This window comes from Rhizobium sp. 01L410, from assembly GCF_056400165.1.
On the sequence record NZ_JBFTST010000008.1, the window covers coordinates 95,643 to 112,679 of the forward strand.

Annotated in this window: 15 protein-coding genes; 2 read left to right on the forward strand and 13 right to left on the reverse strand. The window is 60.0% G+C overall.

Annotated features, from left to right (window positions below; all coding sequences use genetic code 11):
* Nucleotides 1-49: 49 nt before the first annotated feature.
* Both kdsA and AC1DV9_RS18465 read right to left on the reverse strand, forming a co-directional pair.
* Entirely contained in the window at nucleotides 50-895 is an 846-nt protein-coding gene (gene kdsA, locus AC1DV9_RS18460) for a 3-deoxy-8-phosphooctulonate synthase (RefSeq protein ID WP_310299137.1), read from the reverse strand.
* Nucleotides 892-1,770, reverse strand: a complete 879-nt coding sequence (locus tag AC1DV9_RS18465; RefSeq protein ID WP_477949638.1) for a VOC family protein — start codon at nucleotides 1,768-1,770, stop codon at nucleotides 892-894. The genes kdsA and AC1DV9_RS18465 overlap by 4 nt, the downstream gene beginning before the upstream one ends.
* 204 nt (nucleotides 1,771-1,974) lie before the next feature.
* Between AC1DV9_RS18465 and lexA the strand changes: the two genes are divergently transcribed.
* Nucleotides 1,975-2,688 (forward strand): transcriptional repressor LexA, encoded by a 714-nt coding sequence (lexA, locus tag AC1DV9_RS18470; RefSeq protein WP_112388118.1) that lies wholly within the window; start codon nucleotides 1,975-1,977, stop codon nucleotides 2,686-2,688.
* Here lexA and AC1DV9_RS18475 read toward each other — a convergent pair.
* Nucleotides 2,669-5,020, reverse strand: a complete 2,352-nt coding sequence (locus AC1DV9_RS18475; protein ID WP_477949736.1) for a ComEC/Rec2 family competence protein — start codon at nucleotides 5,018-5,020, stop codon at nucleotides 2,669-2,671. The two genes, lexA and AC1DV9_RS18475, sit on opposite strands and share 20 nt — an antisense overlap.
* A 366-nt stretch (nucleotides 5,021-5,386) precedes the next feature.
* On the opposite strand from AC1DV9_RS18475, the gene gltA reads away from it, so the two are divergent.
* Nucleotides 5,387-6,676 (forward strand): citrate synthase, encoded by a 1,290-nt coding sequence (gltA, locus tag AC1DV9_RS18480; RefSeq protein WP_112388116.1) that lies wholly within the window; start codon nucleotides 5,387-5,389, stop codon nucleotides 6,674-6,676.
* A gap of 30 nt (nucleotides 6,677-6,706) precedes the next feature.
* Here the strand turns inward: gltA and lpxB are convergent, their stop codons facing one another.
* The 10 genes from lpxB to frr form a co-directional block, all read right to left on the reverse strand.
* Complete coding sequence (lpxB, locus tag AC1DV9_RS18485; protein ID WP_477949639.1) at nucleotides 6,707-7,897, reverse strand: lipid-A-disaccharide synthase; 1,191 nt, start codon at nucleotides 7,895-7,897, stop codon at nucleotides 6,707-6,709.
* Nucleotides 7,882-8,763, reverse strand: coding sequence for an LpxI family protein (locus AC1DV9_RS18490; RefSeq protein WP_477949640.1), 882 nt, complete (start codon nucleotides 8,761-8,763; stop codon nucleotides 7,882-7,884). Before AC1DV9_RS18490 ends, lpxB begins: the two co-directional genes overlap by 16 nt.
* Nucleotides 8,764-8,765: 2 nt before the next feature.
* Nucleotides 8,766-9,584 carry an acyl-ACP--UDP-N-acetylglucosamine O-acyltransferase gene (lpxA, locus tag AC1DV9_RS18495; protein ID WP_477949641.1) on the reverse strand — a complete coding sequence of 273 codons (819 nt, stop codon included), beginning with the start codon at nucleotides 9,582-9,584 and terminating at the stop codon, nucleotides 8,766-8,768.
* A complete protein-coding gene (fabZ, locus tag AC1DV9_RS18500; protein ID WP_477949642.1) occupies nucleotides 9,581-10,048 on the reverse strand; it encodes a 3-hydroxyacyl-ACP dehydratase FabZ in 468 nt (155 codons plus the stop codon). The genes lpxA and fabZ overlap by 4 nt, the downstream gene beginning before the upstream one ends.
* Nucleotides 10,041-11,105 carry a UDP-3-O-(3-hydroxymyristoyl)glucosamine N-acyltransferase gene (gene lpxD, locus AC1DV9_RS18505; RefSeq protein ID WP_477942878.1) on the reverse strand — a complete coding sequence of 355 codons (1,065 nt, stop codon included), beginning with the start codon at nucleotides 11,103-11,105 and terminating at the stop codon, nucleotides 10,041-10,043. Before lpxD ends, fabZ begins: the two co-directional genes overlap by 8 nt.
* Before the next feature lie 48 nt (nucleotides 11,106-11,153).
* On the reverse strand, nucleotides 11,154-13,499 hold the full coding sequence (gene bamA, locus AC1DV9_RS18510) for an outer membrane protein assembly factor BamA (RefSeq protein ID WP_477949737.1): 2,346 nt from the start codon (nucleotides 13,497-13,499) through the stop codon (nucleotides 11,154-11,156).
* 195 nt (nucleotides 13,500-13,694) lie between these two features.
* Nucleotides 13,695-14,828, reverse strand: a complete 1,134-nt coding sequence (gene rseP, locus AC1DV9_RS18515; RefSeq protein WP_112518618.1) for an RIP metalloprotease RseP — start codon at nucleotides 14,826-14,828, stop codon at nucleotides 13,695-13,697.
* Nucleotides 14,829-14,856: 28 nt separating this feature from the next.
* Complete coding sequence (locus AC1DV9_RS18520; protein WP_112518619.1) at nucleotides 14,857-15,693, reverse strand: phosphatidate cytidylyltransferase; 837 nt, start codon at nucleotides 15,691-15,693, stop codon at nucleotides 14,857-14,859.
* Complete coding sequence (locus AC1DV9_RS18525; RefSeq protein WP_112388108.1) at nucleotides 15,693-16,436, reverse strand: isoprenyl transferase; 744 nt, start codon at nucleotides 16,434-16,436, stop codon at nucleotides 15,693-15,695. The genes AC1DV9_RS18520 and AC1DV9_RS18525 overlap by 1 nt, the downstream gene beginning before the upstream one ends.
* Before the next feature lie 34 nt (nucleotides 16,437-16,470).
* A complete protein-coding gene (gene frr / locus AC1DV9_RS18530; RefSeq protein WP_112388107.1) occupies nucleotides 16,471-17,031 on the reverse strand; it encodes a ribosome recycling factor in 561 nt (186 codons plus the stop codon).
* Nucleotides 17,032-17,037: the final 6 nt, after the last annotated feature.

The following is a 17,037-nucleotide window of genomic DNA, read 5'->3' on the forward strand; positions in this document are numbered from 1 at the left end:
TCCAGCCTCATTCGAGGCCTATTACAGGATCATGTCAGCCTTTTGAACGTCAGGCCGCTTTCGCGATGGCGTCGAAGGCGAGAAGCTTTTCGAGAAGCCGCGGCATGTCCTTCAGATAGACCATATTCGGTCCGTCGGACGGCGCGTTGTCCGGGTCTTCGTGCGTTTCGACGAAGACACCCGCGACACCGACGGCAACGGCGGCACGCGCCAGGGTCTCGACGAATTCGCGCTGGCCGCCGCTCGAACCGCCCTGCCCGCCCGGCTGCTGCACGGAATGCGTGGCGTCGAAGATAACAGGGGCGCCAAGTGCAGCCATGATTGGCAGCGAGCGCATGTCCGATACCAGTGTGTTGTACCCGAAGGAGGCACCGCGTTCGCAGAGCAGGATGTTCGGATTGCCGCTGGCATTCAGCTTGGCGAGGACATTCTTCATGTCCCAGGGCGCCAGGAACTGGCCCTTCTTGACGTTGACGATCCGGCCGGTCTTGGCGGCAGCAACGAGAAGGTCCGTCTGGCGGCTGAGGAAGGCCGGGATCTGCAGGATGTCGGCGACGGTTGCCACCTGCTCGCACTGCTCTTCCGTGTGGATATCGGTCAGAACAGGAAAGCCGAATTCCTTCTTCAGATCGGAGAAGACTTCGAGCGCCTTTTCAAGACCGATGCCGCGCTCGGCAGAAAGCGATGTGCGGTTCGCCTTGTCGAAAGACGACTTATACACGAGGCCGATACCGAGCGACTTGCAGAGTTCGCTCAGAACACCGGCGACCATGAAAGCATGGTCGCGGCTTTCCATCTGGCAAGGACCGGCGATCAGCGACAGCTTGCCCGTATTCGAAAAAGTAACGCGTCCAGCACCCTCGCCGGCGACGACTTCTGCATTGGTATTTGTCATTGGGTCTCCTCGAAGGCAAAGATTGCGCCTTGTCCCGGCGCCGGCTTCACCAGCAGACGATTGTTCATACTGACATGGGTGATCCCGTTAGCAGCCAAATGCGCCGCTGTCACGGCCAGATCACCGACCGAAAAGACGATTGCGCGCGCCCTGAGGCCGTTATCGGTGACAAGTGGCTCGGCATCGAAATAGGCCTCCATGCCCTCGTTCGAGAAGATGGAAAGTCTCCCGTTCGGCAATTCGAAGGATAGGCCGAGTGCCGCCTCCTTAGGCTCCACTCCACCGCTGGCCGTCTCCAGAAATTCAGCGAAGGCCTGCGGATCCTCAGCGCTCAGGGCAATCTCGCTGATGCCGGTGACGCCGTTTGCATGGGTTTCCAGTGCCTTGCGATCGGCCGGAAAGGCGTTGATCCGCTGGCAGGCGAAGAAGAAGACATCGGGTGCCCGGAGATCGGCGGCAAAGGCGAGCTTGAAGGCGCCTGTCGCCTGTGTTCCGTCGGGCATGACGATCGGCCGCGAGAATTCGACCATATCACCGCCGCTCAGCTGTGCGCCGTCATAGGAAGCCTTGTCCGCATCGGCATCATCGGTGCCGAAGACAACAGCCGAAAAGCCGTCATCGCCGCAGCGGAAGCGGAAGGCCTGATCGCGGGCGACGAAGCTGTTGCCCTTCGCGACGGCCGCGTCGCACTCCGCCTGGTTGGCGACACCGAGCGGTTCGAGATAGGTCCTGTCGGCAAGGAAGACGCAGGCATTCTCCGTTCCGAACGGATGACGGCCATCGGCCGCGACGGTGAAACCGAGACGGCCGAGTCGCTCGCGGGCAACATCTATATGGGTGACGGGCAGTACCAGATGATCGAGCGGATGCGTCATGGCGGTTCCCTCCGGTGAAGCCGGCAGAGATTTGCACGCCCTGCCCGGCAAAGCGCAAGCGTGGATCACCAATCCGGCAAATAAACTTTCAAAAACGACGAAAAATCATCGGAAGTTTTACCAATATTTAGGCACTTGCGGAACACATATGGAACATATAGTGTCCGTTCTGGCTTTGTTTCACGAATCTGGGGAAAGACTTCGATGCTGACGCGCAAACAACAGGAGCTTCTCCTCTTCATTCACGAGCGGATGAAGGAGTCCGGCGTACCGCCGTCCTTCGACGAAATGAAGGACGCGCTCGACCTGGCTTCCAAGTCGGGCATCCATCGCCTGATCACCGCGTTGGAAGAGCGCGGTTTCATTCGCCGCCTACCGAACAGGGCGCGCGCACTCGAGGTCATCAAGCTTCCGGAAGCCTACAGCCCGAGCATTCAGCCGCGCCGCGGATTCTCGCCGAGCGTCATCGAAGGCAGCCTCGGCAAGCCGCAGCCGGTCGCGCCGCCGAAGCCGGCGAACGAGGACAATCACACGTCGATCTCCGTGCCGGTCATGGGCCGGATCGCAGCCGGTGTGCCGATTTCGGCGATCCAGCAGAACACCCACGACATTACAGTTCCCGCCGACATGCTCGGAAACGGTGAGCACTATGCTCTTGAGGTCAAGGGCGACTCCATGATCGAGGCCGGCATCTTCGACGGCGACACGGTCATCATCCGCAACACCAATACCGCCAATGCCGGTGATATCGTCGTTGCGCTCGTCGATGACGAAGAGGCAACACTGAAGCGCTTCCGCCGCAAGGGCGCGTCCATTGCGCTCGAAGCTGCCAACCCGGCTTACGAAACCCGCATTTTTGGACCTGACCGCGTCAAGGTTCAGGGCAAACTCGTCGGCCTTATCCGCCGCTATCACTGAGCGGTTCGCTTTCACCAAAAGCTCCACTGCGCCAGTCATAGGCGCGGTGGCGGGTCCAGGGACGATCGAGACCCTCGAATGATGTGGTGATTTCGGCGATCCCATTGGGGAAACGAAGCTCGACAGCGCCTGTCTTCCGCAATGTCTCCCCGGTGAAAAGCATGGCGCCTGAGCGGCAGGTATCGAGGCGCAGGCGAATCGGTGTGACGACGATATCGGATATGTCGCAGGCTGGGCCAAGGAACGCCGCATTCTCGACCACGGTCAGGATCGAACCGTTGTCGAGCTTCGCCGTACACCAGGCATTTTTCACGCATGAGAAGCGCTCGCCCGTCGCACTCGCCTTGATCGCGTTCATGGTGTCGTTCTGCTGTGTCTCCGTCAGTTTCAGCCTTTCACCGCGCGGTGCGATGGGAATATCCGGCAGCGCCGGGAACGCCGGTGGTAGATGCTCATCGAGCACCAGCGCGCGCCTCCATTGATCAAAGATGAAGCCCGGTGGCCGTTCGCGATTGGTGGCGAGGCCGTTGTCGCTGACGATGCCCGCCATGCTCCCGTCCTCGGCAATCACGATTTTCGGCGGCGGAGGACCTCCAAACATCGCGGCGGCTGTCGTCGATGCCATCAAGATCGCGGTGCCGAGATGGCGCATGCGGCTGCGCAGCAAAGTCAGCAGCAGGAAACCTGTCACCGCCGCGGGAAAGTACCAAGACGCCAGGCGCCCGACGCCGATATCGCCGCCCCATGAGGCAACCGTCCTGGCGATGGCGATCACCAGATCGAGCCCGAAGCCCGTCACCTGCCACGCCCATGCATCGAGGCCGAAGGGCATCAGCAGCATGGCAATGAGGCCGAACGGCATGATGATGAAGGAGATGATCGGCATGGCGGCGAGATTGGCTGGCAGGCCATAGGCCGTCAGCCGGTGGAAGTGCTCGACCGAGAACAATGCAGTCGAGAAGCCGCCGATGACGGAGGTCAGCAGGATGCCGCCGAAGAACGCAGCGGCGGAAGACAGCATCCTGACGGCGCGAAACTTTGCGAAGGGCCGGTCGCGCACCGGCCTCTCCTTCCAGAGCGCATAGCCGGCGACGAGGGCCAGTGTCGCGGCGAAGGACATCTGGAAGCTTGGCCCCATGATCTCCGAGGGTGAGAGGACAATGATCACGAGCGCCGATAAGGCTACGTTGCGCAGACTGATCGACGGCCGGTCGAAGAAGACCGCCGCCAGCATGATTGCCATCATGATAAAGGCGCGTTCGGCGGAGACGGCGAAGCCCGAGATCAGGAAATAGGCGGTGACGGCGGCAAGCGCACCGGCTGCGGCGATCTTCTTGACGGGATAGGCCTGGACGACAGCCGGAAACAGGCTGAGCACGGTGCGGAAGCCGACGAAGAAGATGCCTGCCGACAGCGCCATGTTGAGACCGGAAATGGCAATGATATGCGCAAGCCCGGATTGGCGCAGCGCCTCAGTCGTCCCACTCGAAATGGCGCGACGCTCGTCTGTGACCAGCGCGGCGGCAAAAGCGCCGGTATCCCCCGGCAGGATACCTCTGATACGATCGCCGATGCCGCTTCTCAGACGGTAGAGCCATTCAAGCGCGCGATCCTGCATCGATGAGGGCTCGGGTTCGGCCGCTGGCACCACGGCAGGGGCACCATAAAAGAAACCGTTGCCACCGACGCCGTCGAAATAGGCACCAAACGAAAAGTCGTTGAGGCCGGGAAGAGCGGGGCCTGAGGGCGGCGTCAGCCTTGCCCGACCCTTCAGCCAAGTCCCGGTTTCGAACTCCGCTTTCTGGCCGCGTGCAATCACAGTCACCTGCTCTGGCGGCCGTTTCAGCGCCGGGTTCTCCGTCGCCTTGAGCGCCAGCAGATACCGCCAGCCGCCGCGGCCATCGCTTTCCCGGCGCTCGACCCGGCCTGTCAGCGTTGTCGTTACCGCCGAATCGAGAACGACAGTACCGGCTCTCCAGGTCTCGAATTGTGCAGCGAGGATGCCGACAGCGATCAACATCATGGAGACTAGGCAGATCCGGCTCCACTCTCGGCCGCGATCCATCACTGCGAGCAGCAGAAGTAGCGCGATTGCGCATGAAAGCGGCACAGCCGGTGAAATGTCTGCGCCGCAGGCAAACCAGAGAACGGAGCCCAGTCCGAGCGCCACCGGCGCAAACAACATGCGGCCGCCATAAGCCAGTTCTTCGACAGCGCAGGCCGGCAGGCTTTGCGCAACACGGCGCTGCAGCGACCGAAGAGCATGAATAGAAAGCTGCCGGCGGTGACCTAGATTAACAGGTGCGAAGAGAGAGCCTGCTGCAGGCGGCATCAGCGGCGTCTGCGGCAATTTGGCCGCGGCACCGATGGTGATCGTGCTGACGTCGCTGGTTTTCAACTCCGGCATGCAAAGAGCCTGATGACCCGATAGAATACAACCAGAATGCAACCCTGCGCGCGTTTCAGCAACAATAATCGATTGAAAAATGATGAAAAAACGTGAGTGCAAAAAGCCTAAATAAATCATCGGCTTCCGCTATGCGTTTACGGCATCGCAGGAGTGCCTAAAAGTTGATACTGCGATGCACAAAATGGCGTCACGGTAACTTGGCATTAGGCGCGCTATCATATAGCAATCTGAGCGGACGCTTAACCCTATGGCGCTTTTATGGCGCCGCCGCCAATTTGGAGGATCAGAATGACGGATCAAAGCGCAACAATCAAAATCGGCGACAAGTCCGCCAATCTTTCCGTAAAGAGCGGAACGATTGGGCCTGATGTCATCGATATCGGCGCACTCTACAAGAACACCGGTTCCTTCACGTACGATCCTGGTTTTACCTCGACCGCATCCTGTGAATCGAAGATCACCTACATCGATGGCGATGAAGGCGTTCTGCTGCACCGCGGCTATCCGATCGAGCAGCTCGCCGAGCACGGCGACTTCCTCGAAGTCTGCTATCTGCTGCTCTACGGCGAACTCCCGACCGCAGCGCAGAAGAAGGACTTCGATTACCGCGTCACGCACCACACCATGGTGCACGAGCAGATGAGCCGCTTCTTCACCGGATTCCGCCGCGATGCCCACCCGATGGCCGTCATGTGCGGCTGTGTCGGCGCGCTTTCGGCCTTCTACCACGACTCGACCGACATCACCGATCCGCACCAGCGCATGGTCGCTTCGCTGCGCATGATCGCCAAGATGCCGACGCTGGCCGCCATGGCCTACAAGTATCACATCGGTCAGCCCTTCGTTTACCCGAAGAACGACCTCGACTATGCGTCGAACTTCCTGCGTATGTGCTTTGCCGTTCCGTGCGAAGAGTACACGGTCAATCCGGTTCTCTCCCGCGCCATGGACCGCATCTTCATCCTGCACGCCGACCACGAGCAGAACGCTTCGACCTCGACCGTTCGTCTCGCCGGCTCTTCGGGTGCGAACCCGTTCGCCTGCATCGCGGCCGGCATTGCCTGCCTCTGGGGCCCTGCCCACGGCGGCGCCAATGAAGCTGCCCTCAACATGCTCTCGGAAATCGGCTCGGTCGACCGCATCCCTGAATATGTCGCACGCGCCAAGGACAAGAACGATCCGTTCCGCCTGATGGGCTTCGGTCACCGCGTCTACAAGAACTACGATCCGCGCGCCAAGATCATGCAGAAGACGACGCATGAAGTTCTCGGCGAACTCGGCATCAAGGACGATCCGCTTCTCGAAGTGGCGATGGAACTCGAGCGCATCGCGCTCACCGACGAGTATTTCATCGAGAAGAAGCTCTACCCGAACATCGACTTCTATTCGGGCATCACGCTGAAGGCTCTTGGCTTCCCCACGACCATGTTCACGGTTCTCTTCGCTCTCGCCCGCACCGTCGGCTGGATCGCGCAGTGGAACGAGATGATCGAGGATCCGCAGCAGCGTATCGGCCGTCCGCGCCAGCTCTATATCGGCGAGGCGGAGCGCAACTACGTTCCGGTTTCCAAGCGCTAAGCGCCTATATCGGCGAAACAAAAAACCCGGTCATTTCTGACCGGGTTTTTTCTTGTCCAGAGTCTCGAGAACGACCTCGGCCGCCTTTTGTCCCGGCGGCTTGTCCGTCTGCATGCGCTGCCAGACGAGATCGAAACCCTCGATCATCGCGCGGCGCTGCAGCGTATCTGCCGACAGCCGCTCCATCCATCGCGACAGGCTGCCACCGCGGACGACCTCGTTGATATATTCAGGCACGACCGCATAGTCGGCGATCAGGTTCGGAATGGCAGCCGTCCAGGTCTTGATGCGGCCCGTTAGCAGCTTCATGATCCAGTCGATCTTGTAAGCCGACACCGTCGGCACGCCGGCAAGTCCCAGCTCCAGGATCACCGTTCCGGATGCGGCCATCGCTGCGTCGGCTTCGGCGAATGCCCGCCACTTCGCCTCGCTGCCGACAAGGATCTCCGGCTTCACCGGCCAATCCTTGATCATCTCACGCACCTGAGCCTCGCGCCTCGCAACGGTAGGCAGCATGAACCGCATTTCGCCGTTGCGCGAGACCAGCTCATTCACCGCATCGCCGAAATGCGGCAACAGGCGGTTGATCTCCGAAGCCCTCGAGCCCGGAAGCAACATGATCGACTTGACGGCGGGCTGGGCAGAGTTTGCCCTTGCGCTGCGCGCGTTTCGTGTCGCAATGAGATCCTGATCTGCCGTCAGCCGGTGGCCGACATAGGTCGTCGGCGGCCCGCCGAGTTCCTTCATCACGCCGGGCTCGAATGGCAGCACCGCCAGAACATGATCGACATATCCCAGCATGCGTTGTGCGCGGTATTCCTTCCACGCCCAGACACTCGGACAGACATAGTTGACGACAGGCAGATCCGGGAGAGCCACGCGTACGCGCTTGGCGACGCGATGGGTAAAGTCGGGACTGTCGATGATGACGAGAACATCAGGCTTGGCGGCGATGATTGCCGCCGTGGTCTGGCGGATCAGCCTGTAAAGCGTCGGCAGCTTGGCGAGCACCTGGCTGATGCCCATGATAGACAGTTCGGAATAGTCGAACAGCGATTTCAGGCCCTGGGCTTCCAGCGCTTCGCCGCCGACGCCGACAAGCTCGACCGGGCCGTTGTGGATCTGTTTCAGAGCAGCGATCAGATCGCCGCCCAGCAGGTCGCCGGAAACTTCTCCGGCAATGATACCGATTTTCAGACTGGTGCTCACGTCAGCCCCCATCCCGGCAGGCCGCGGTCGATGCCGCACACGAAAAGGCCAGCCTGATCCGCCGCAGCGATCATCTCATCTCTCTCCAGAATCAGTGCCCTGCCCGCCTCGACGGCGACGCCTGCAAGACCGGCTTTTTGTGCATTCGCAATTGTCGATACGCCGATCGATGGCAGATCGGCGCGCAAATCCTGCTGTGGCTTGCAGAGCTTGACGAGCACGCCCTTGCGGCGCGCCGATATCCGCCCCGCATTGCGCAGCGACGCGACCCGCTCCAGCATGCCGTCGGTACCTTCTGGTCCCTCGAGCGCGACGACGCGTCCGCCCACAGAGACGGCACCCTGCCCTACATCCAGCAATCCCAAGGCGTTGGCGGCCTCGGCTGCCTTCAGCATGTCGGAGATATCGTCCTTGCCCGGCGCCACCGCACCAAGAGAGCCGACAGAAGCCAGGAGATCAGGTGCGATTTCCTGAGCGCTGATCACGCGGCGGCCGTTATTTTCGATGAGCTTGATGACCATCTGCAGGACGGTGTCATCACCGCCGGAGATCAATGTCCTGACGACCGACGGGATCTTGACGACAGACTTCCACGTCGGGCGTATTTCCCGCCATTCCGGACGGCGGCGGACGCCACCGGACATTACGACGCGGCGGATGTCATGCTTGCTGAAGATCCCCTCGAGCGCGGAGACATCGCCGACGCCGATGACGGCATGGTCGTAGCCCTGCCAGGAACGGTCGACTTCGCCCTTCAACGAGATCACGAAAGGCTCATCGCCGGCGGCACGTGCAGCTTGGGCGACGTAAGCCGGCAAAAGGCCGTTTCCAGCGATGATCGCAAGACGGCCCTTCGCGGTGTCGCCAGAAACGGACACGCTCAGCCTTTCTGTCCCCGCGTCGGCGAAGACAGCGCCCGATCGCTCTCGGCGGCAATGAAATCGAGGATTTCGACAACCTGAGGGCAATCGGCATACTCGGCGCGGATTGCGGCTGCGTTATCGCGAACCGAACCGGAGCCTTCGAAAATCGCCTTGTAGGCGCGCCGAACGGTGTGAATGACAGCGCGATCAACGCCGGCACGCGTCATGCCGACGACGTTCAGGCCGCCGAGCAGCCCCGGATTGCCGTTCAGCATGCCATAGGGAATGACGTCGTAGCTGACGGCGGAGAGGCCGCCGACAAAGGCCTGACGGCCGACGCGCGTGAACTGATGCACCGCCGAACCGCCGCCGAGAATGACGCGATCTTCGATCGTCACGTGACCTGCAAGCATGACGTTGTTCGACATGATGACATTGTTGCCGACACGGCAATCGTGGGCGACATGCGAATTGGCGAGGAACAGATTGTTGTCGCCGACAATGGTCTTGCCGCCGAAATCGCTGGTGCCGGTATTGATCGTTACGCCTTCGCGCATCGTGCAATTTTCGCCGATGGTCAGCGTCGTCTCTTCACCGGCGTGATGGACGCTTTGCGGATCGCCGCCGATGACGGCCATCGGAAACACCCTCGAACCCTTGCCGAGGATGGTCCGGCCGGTGACGATGGCATGGGGATGAAGCTCGACATTGTCATGAAGCGTCACCTTCGGACCGACATAGGCGAAGGGACCGATGGTCACGTTCTCACCGACGACGGCGCCGTCTTCAACGACGGCCATCGGGTGAATGCGGGCGCTGGCAGCAACCGTGCTCATGCCTTGTCCTTGCGTAGGATCATTGCACCGATATCGGCTTCCGCGGCCAGGTTACCATCAACCTTGGCGTCGCAGTGGAACTTCCAGATATTACCGCGCTGTTTCAGCTTCCTGACGTGAAATTCGACGCGATCGCCGGGGATGACAGGCTTGCGGAATCGGGCATTGTCGATCGTCATGAAGTAGACGAGATTGCCGCTCGTGCCGTCCTTGCGCGCACAGATCGCGCCAGCCGTCTGAGCCATGCCCTCGACCAGAAGCACGCCTGGCATGATCGGCGAATCGGGAAAATGGCCGGTAAATTGCGGTTCGTTGGCTGTGACGTTCTTGATACCGATCGCGGAATCGTCACCGTCGATCTCGATGATCCTGTCGACCATCAAGAAGGGATAGCGGTGCGGCAGGAGTTTCATGATCTCGATGATGTCTGCCGACGAAAGAGAAGCCTTTGCTTCTTCAGTCATTCTTGTCTCCCGTTTTGTTCGCCCGTGCCGCCGAACGTGCCATGATCTCGGCAGATTCGCGCAGGAAGTGCTTGATCGGCCTGGCCGGAATGCCACCGTAACGCTCGCCGTCCGGAATGCTTTGTACCACACCGCTCTTGGCAGCGATCTGAACGCCGTTGCCAATGGTAATATGGCCATTAATCCCGGTTTGACCACCGATCTGCACACCATCGCCGATCACGGCACTGCCGGCGATGCCAACTTGCGAAACAACCGCACAGTGGCGGCCGATCTTGACGTTGTGTCCGATCTGCACCTGATTGTCGATCTTGGTACCCTCACCAATGACGGTGTCGTCCATCGTACCGCGGTCGATCGTCGAGTTAGCGCCGATCTCGACATTGTCCTGAATGATGACACGGCCGATCTGAACGATCTTGATCATGCCACGCGGACCCGGCGCATAGCCGAATCCATCCTGGCCGATACGTGCGCCATTGTGGATGATGACGTGATTGCCGAGAAAGGCACACAGCACGCTCGCGCCGCTGGCGATCGAACAATTGCGGCCGATCTTGACACCGGGGCCGATGATCGCGCCCGCTCCGATCCGGGTGCCCGAACCGATTTCCACACCGGCGCCGATGACAGCCAAAGGCTCCACGATGACGCCGGCTTCCAGCTTGGCGGTCGGATCGACCACGGCGCCAGTGCCGATGGCGCTGTCAACCGACATGGATGGCAATGGCTGCAGAGCCGACGGATGCAAATATCCGCCAGCCATCGCAAATGCTGCGTGAGGATTTTTTGAGACGAGCGCCGGTATATGCGCCGGGATTGCAGACAGCAAAGCCGGATCGCACAAAACAGCCGATGCCTCGCATGTTTCCAGCTCGGCGCGGCTCCTGCGCGAAATCACATAACAGATGTCACCAGCCTTGGCACGGCTCACAGGAGCCACGGAATGGATGATGACGTCTGCCTTGGACGAATCGGGGAGTTCTGCCCCGAGATATTGAGCGAGCTCAGAGAGCTTCACCCCATCCCGAGGCTTAAAGAACGAATTTTGCTCCATCGGCAATGCTCCAGAACGGAATTCCAGTATGGTTCCGGACTGCCGATATCAGAATTGGTTGTTGATGCCAAACTTGAAGTACTGCGTCTTGTCGTAGTCCTTCTTGACGACCGGGATCGCATAGTCGACGCGAAGTGCACCGAAGGGCGACTGCCAGATCAGGCCGAGGCCGACGGAAGCGCGCAAAGCTGCGTCATCACCGTTAATATACTCGCCTGCCGCGCTGTCCACCTTCACGTCATTACCGAACAGTGTTCCGGCGTCAGCAAAGACTGCACCACGCAAACCAAAGTCGCGCGGGAACCCCGGCATCGGGAATGATGCCTCGGCCGAAACCGTGAAGTAGGTCGTACCACCTAGCGGATCATCCGGACCACCACCCACACGTGGACCAATACCCTTGTTCTCGAAGCCACGGATGTCGTTGTTGCCCAGGGTAAACTGGTCGAACAAGTTCAGATCCTTGCCAAGGCCCACAACATAACCAGCGCCAGCGGAGAGCGAACCGATGATATCGGCATCGTCAGCGAGCACATGGTAGTAGCGGGCCTTACCGTAGACCTTGTAGAACTGCGAGTCTCCGCCGAGGCCTGCGATTTCGTTCGTCAGGTTTGCGTAGATACCTTCACGCGGCAACGTCATATCGTCGAGCGTATTGTAGGTGAAGGTCTGCGAGATCGACGACTTGATCCACGGACCGTTCTGGACGAGGTCCTGATACGGGGTCGAAAGATCGTCGATCGAACCGTCCTGATCGTAGTCCATACGCTTGAAGTTGTAGCGGAACGTCGAGGCCAGATCTTCGGTGATCGGCGCGGTTGCACGCAGAACGACGCTGTCTTCCGTATAGTCGTAGTTGTCGTTGCTCGAGGTTTCGCTGTGGTTCAGGTCGAAACCGGTCGCAAGACGATAGCCGAGGAAGTAGGGCTCGGTGAAGCTCAGGCCGTAGCTCTGCGATCCTTCGAGACCACCACCGGCCGAAACCTTGATGTACTGGCCACGGCCGAGGAAGTTCTTTTCTTCAATCGAGGCTTCGAGAATGAGGCCGTCGCCGCCTGCAGCGTAACCGGCGCCGATACCGAACGAACCGGTCGACTGATCCTGAACGTCGACGACAACGACGACGCGGTCAGCAGCGCTGCCCGGCTGCGTCGAGATGTTGACGGACGAGAAGAAGCCGAGCGCTTCAAGGCGGCGCTTCGCCTTGGTGATCATCTGCTGGTTGAAGGCGTCGCCTTCGGAGACGTCGAATTCGCGGCGGATGACGTAATCGCGCGTGCGGCTGTTACCGCGGATTTCGATGCGCTCGATATAGGCGCGCTCGCCCTGGTCGACGAGATATTCGACGCCGATCGTGTTGTTTCCGAGATCGCGGTTGCCGCGCGGCGTGACACGAGCGAAGGGATAACCAGCAGAAGCGACCTGGTCGGAGATCGCTTCCATCGACTGCTGAACGCTCTTGGCGCTATAAACTTCGCCCTCGTGCGTCTTGACGAGACCCTGAAGCTGTTCGCCGCTGACACCATCGACCGTCGACTGAACCGTAACAGGACCAAAATTGTAGCGCGGACCTTCTTCGATGTTGAAGGTGAGCGTGTACTTGTTCGTGGTTTCGTCGAACTGAGCGTCGGACGAGACGACCTTGAAGTCGGCATAGCCACGGTTGAAGTAGAACTGGCGCAGCGCCTCTTCGTCGGCATGCAGCTTGTCTTCGTTGTAAACGTCCTTGCGCGTCAGGAACGACAGGAAGTTCGAACGCTTCGTCGAGATGACAGCAGCCAGGCGGCCGGCGCTGTAAGCGTTGTTACCAACGAAGTTGATGGAATCGATCTTGGTGCGGTCACCTTCGTCGATGACGAAAGCAAGGTTCACGCGGCCTTCGCCGAGCGGAACGACCTGCGTCGTGACGTTGACTTCGCTACGGCCGGTGGCAGCGTAAGCTTCCTTGATGGCGGCGATGTCAGCCTGGATCTGCGCATCGTTGTATGGGCCGGAGGCGTGCGTACCGACAACGGAGGCCAGCTTGTCGTCCTTGACCTTGCGGTTGCCGTTGAAGACGACCTGGTTGACGAGCTGGGCTTCCTGAACCTGCACGACGAGCGTGCCGCCGGAGACGGAAATCTTGACGTCGGAGAAATAGCCAGTGCCGTAGAGCTGCTTCACCGAGTCGTCGATGTCGGTATTGGAGAAGCTCTTGCCTGGTGCGATCGTCAGGTTGGAACGCACAGCCTCAGCACCGACGCGGCTTGCCCCGCGTACATCGATGCGCTGAATGACTGCGGCCTCAGCCGCCCCCGCAGAGATGATTGTAATGACACCTGCGCCGGAAGCCACAACACTTGCAGACAGCGCAACCGCCGATACTGCGTTCAAAAATCTTGAACCAGCCTTCATTTCACCCATTACCTTTTTTCTCGTCCCCGTCGCCGGGAGAACCCGATTCCGGCCACGTGTGTCGTTTTACCCGCTTTTGACATACAAGCAAGGTAGCAAGTTAATTTCTGTTTACTTCATTTCGAAGCGTGACCCATTCGCCACTACAGCTTTGAAACATCGTAAATAAACGGTAATTTTCCCTCACCGCACGCGCTATCCAATTAGCGCGCTTATGTCATTCCAGGTGGCAAAAACCATTAGCGAAAGCACCATAGCCAGGCCGATGCGAAATGCAATTTCCTGAGCCGAGGACCCTAAAGGTTTTCCCCTCACCGCTTCAATCGCATAGAACATCAGATGCCCGCCATCAAGTACCGGTACAGGCATCAGGTTAAGCAATCCAATAGAGACGGACAATACTGCTGCGAGTTGCAGCAAAGCAGCAACGCCGAGCGTCGCCATCTGGCCGGAGGCCTGAGCGACGCGGATCGGGCCGCCCAGCTGGTCGGGCTTCATGTATCCGGCAAAGAGATTGCCGATATATTTGAAGGTGCCGGTAACGATATGCCAGGTCTGGATCGTACCCTCTTTCAGGGCAGCGACCGGCGTATAGGTCTGGACGCGGAAATGGCCGACTTCCTGATTGGTGACGATACCGATCAGGCCGATCTCGATCTTGTTGCCGAACTGGTCGGTCATGTCGGTGCGCTTCGGCACCATCGGCAGGTCCAGCTTTTCGCCATTGCGCTCGATGCTGACGACGATCTTCTGCTCCGGACGGATGCTGACATAGCGGCGCACGTCATCAAAGGTCTCGACCTTGCCGCCATCGATGGCGATCAACAGGTCGCCCGGCAATATACCGGCTTCAGCAGCCGCACTTTCCGGCTTGACCTCGGCAACGACCGGATCGGCGACCGAGCGGCCGTAGATCGAAAACAGTACGGTAAAGATGGCGATCGCGAGGATGAAATTCGCGATCGGACCCGCCGCCACGGTTGCGGCCCGTTTCCAGAGCTTAGCGCCTGCGAAAGACCGCGCCCTGTCCTCTTCGGACATGGCATTCAGAACGCTGGCATCCGGCTTGCTCGATGCATCCTCGTCGCCGAAGAACCGCACGTAACCGCCGAGCGGAATGGCGGAAATCTTCCAGCGCGTGCCATGACGGTCGCTGAAGCCGATGATCTCAGGGCCGAAGCCGACAGAAAAAGCCAGGATGCGGATGCCGCTCCAGCGGCCGACGAGATAGTGCCCCATCTCGTGCACGAAAACGAGCAGCGAGAGAACGAGGACGAAGGGGATGATATACCCCGTCAGGAAGCCGAATATTCCGGTCAAGCCTTCCATAAGTTTCTTCCGCCGCCTTTCCGCGAATTCAAAGTCCGAACAACGCCGCGCCAAGCGGCGCTGCTGTGCCGCCTCTTATCAATGAAAAACACGTTGCAAGCAAGAAAGCCGCAAAGCAGGCGAAAATCAGGCCATCGACACGGTCCATGACGCCGCCATGTCCCGGAATGAGACGGCTGGAATCCTTGACGCCGAAGCGGCGCTTGATGAAGGATTCGAAGAGATCTCCGGCCTGGCTGCAGACCGACAGGATGAACGCGACCGCAGCGGCGACCAGCCAATCGGCCTCAGGCACCAGGAAATAGGCAATCAGGCTGCCAGCGATCACAGCAGAGACCGCGCCGCCCATCGCGCCCGACTGGGTCTTTCCGGGAGAAATCTTCGGCGCCAGCTTCGGCCCGCCGATTGCCCGGCCAACGAAATAAGCGAGGATATCAGTCGCCCAGACCACGGCAAACAGGAAAAGCATGGCATGCAGGCCGCCGGTATCGGCGCCACGGATCTCGGCCAGGGCAATGCCCGTCAGCCCGGCATAGACGACACCTGCAGGAAACCAGCGGCTGACGCCCCGCAGCAGCGTGAAGCCGATGGCGACGATGAAAACCGCCAGGAGAAGTCCGAGGGCCCAATCGAAGCGGCCAAGGAGGATTGCGAGGGCGATAGCACCCTGCCCGGCCCAGCCTGCGGCATTGGCAACCGGCTGCTCGACGCTAAGGCGGGTGATCGTCGACCATTCATAGTAGATCAGCAGCCCGATCAGCGCCGACAGCGCCTGAAACGCCAAGCCACCGTACCAGGTCGCCGCAAGCACGATGATGGCAAGGATGATGCCCGAGATGATGCGAAGCTTCAGTTCCTGCTGCATCAAGTACCCACTGCCGCGGCTTGGGACGACAGTCCGCCGAAGCGGCGGTCGCGGGCGGCGTATTTCTCAAGCGCCGAATAGAACAGCTCGCGTCCGAAATCCGGCCAGTATTCCGGCACGAAAATCAGCTCGGAATAGGCGGCCTGCCAGAGCAGAAAATTGGACAGCCGCTCTTCGCCGCTGGTGCGGATGATCAGGTCCGGATCCGGAATGCCAGCCGTATCGAGCCGGGCGTTGATCAGCGCTGGCGTAATGTCCTGCGTCCGCAGACGGCCGGCCTCGACGTCCTTGGCAAGGCTGACCATGGCTCTCGCCATCTCGTCGCGCGAGCCGTAGTTGAAAGCGATGACCAGCGTCAGCGCGGTATTGTTGCTGGTCGTCTCTTCGGCTTCGAGCAGCAAGTCGAGAATATCACTGCGCAACGTGTGGCGGTCGCCGATGATGCGGATGCGGACATTCTCCGAATGAAGCTCGGCGAGATCGCGACGGATGAAAGCCTTGAGAAGGCCCATCAGGTCGGAAACCTCGGCCTCCGGCCGGCGCCAGTTTTCGGACGAAAATGCAAAAAGGGTCAGATACTTGATGCCAGCGTCACCGGCAGCGCGGACGGTCGCACGGACCGCCTCCACGCCTTTGCGGTGCCCCATGGCGCGCGGCAAGCCGCGTTGCTTGGCCCAACGGCCGTTGCCATCCATGATGATGGCAACATGTTCTGGCATGCTCACGAATGCTGGTTCCGACATTTCCCGTCCGGTCTCTTGGGGCGCAGGCGAAAGCCTAGACCTGCATGATTTCCTTTTCCTTCTCGGCAAGCAAGCGATCGATTTCGGAAATCGTCTCATCCGTCATCTTCTGCACACGATCGGATTGCGCCCGGCTTTCATCCTGGCCAATGACACCGTCCTTTTCGGCTTTCTTAAGGCCGTCCATGCCATCGCGGCGAACATGGCGAATCGCCACCTTGCTCTTTTCGGCATAGTCGTGAGCAACCTTGACCAGCGACTTGCGGCGCTCTTCGTTGAGCTCAGGCAGCGGAATGCGAAGGTTCTGACCATCGACGATCGGGTTGAGACCGAGGTTCGATTCGCGGATTGCCCGGTCAGTGGCGCCGACCATCGACTTGTCCCAGACGGAGACCGACAGCATGCGCGGCTCGGGAACGGTGATGTTGGCAACCTGGTTCAGGGGCATGCGCGAACCATAGGCTTCGACGGTGACCGGATCCAGAATGTTGGCCGAGGCACGGCCGGTGCGCAGCGATGCGATATCGCTCTTGAATGAGGAAACTGCGCCATCCATGCGGCGCTTGATTTCCTTGATGTCGATGCCTTCGCTCATAGTCAT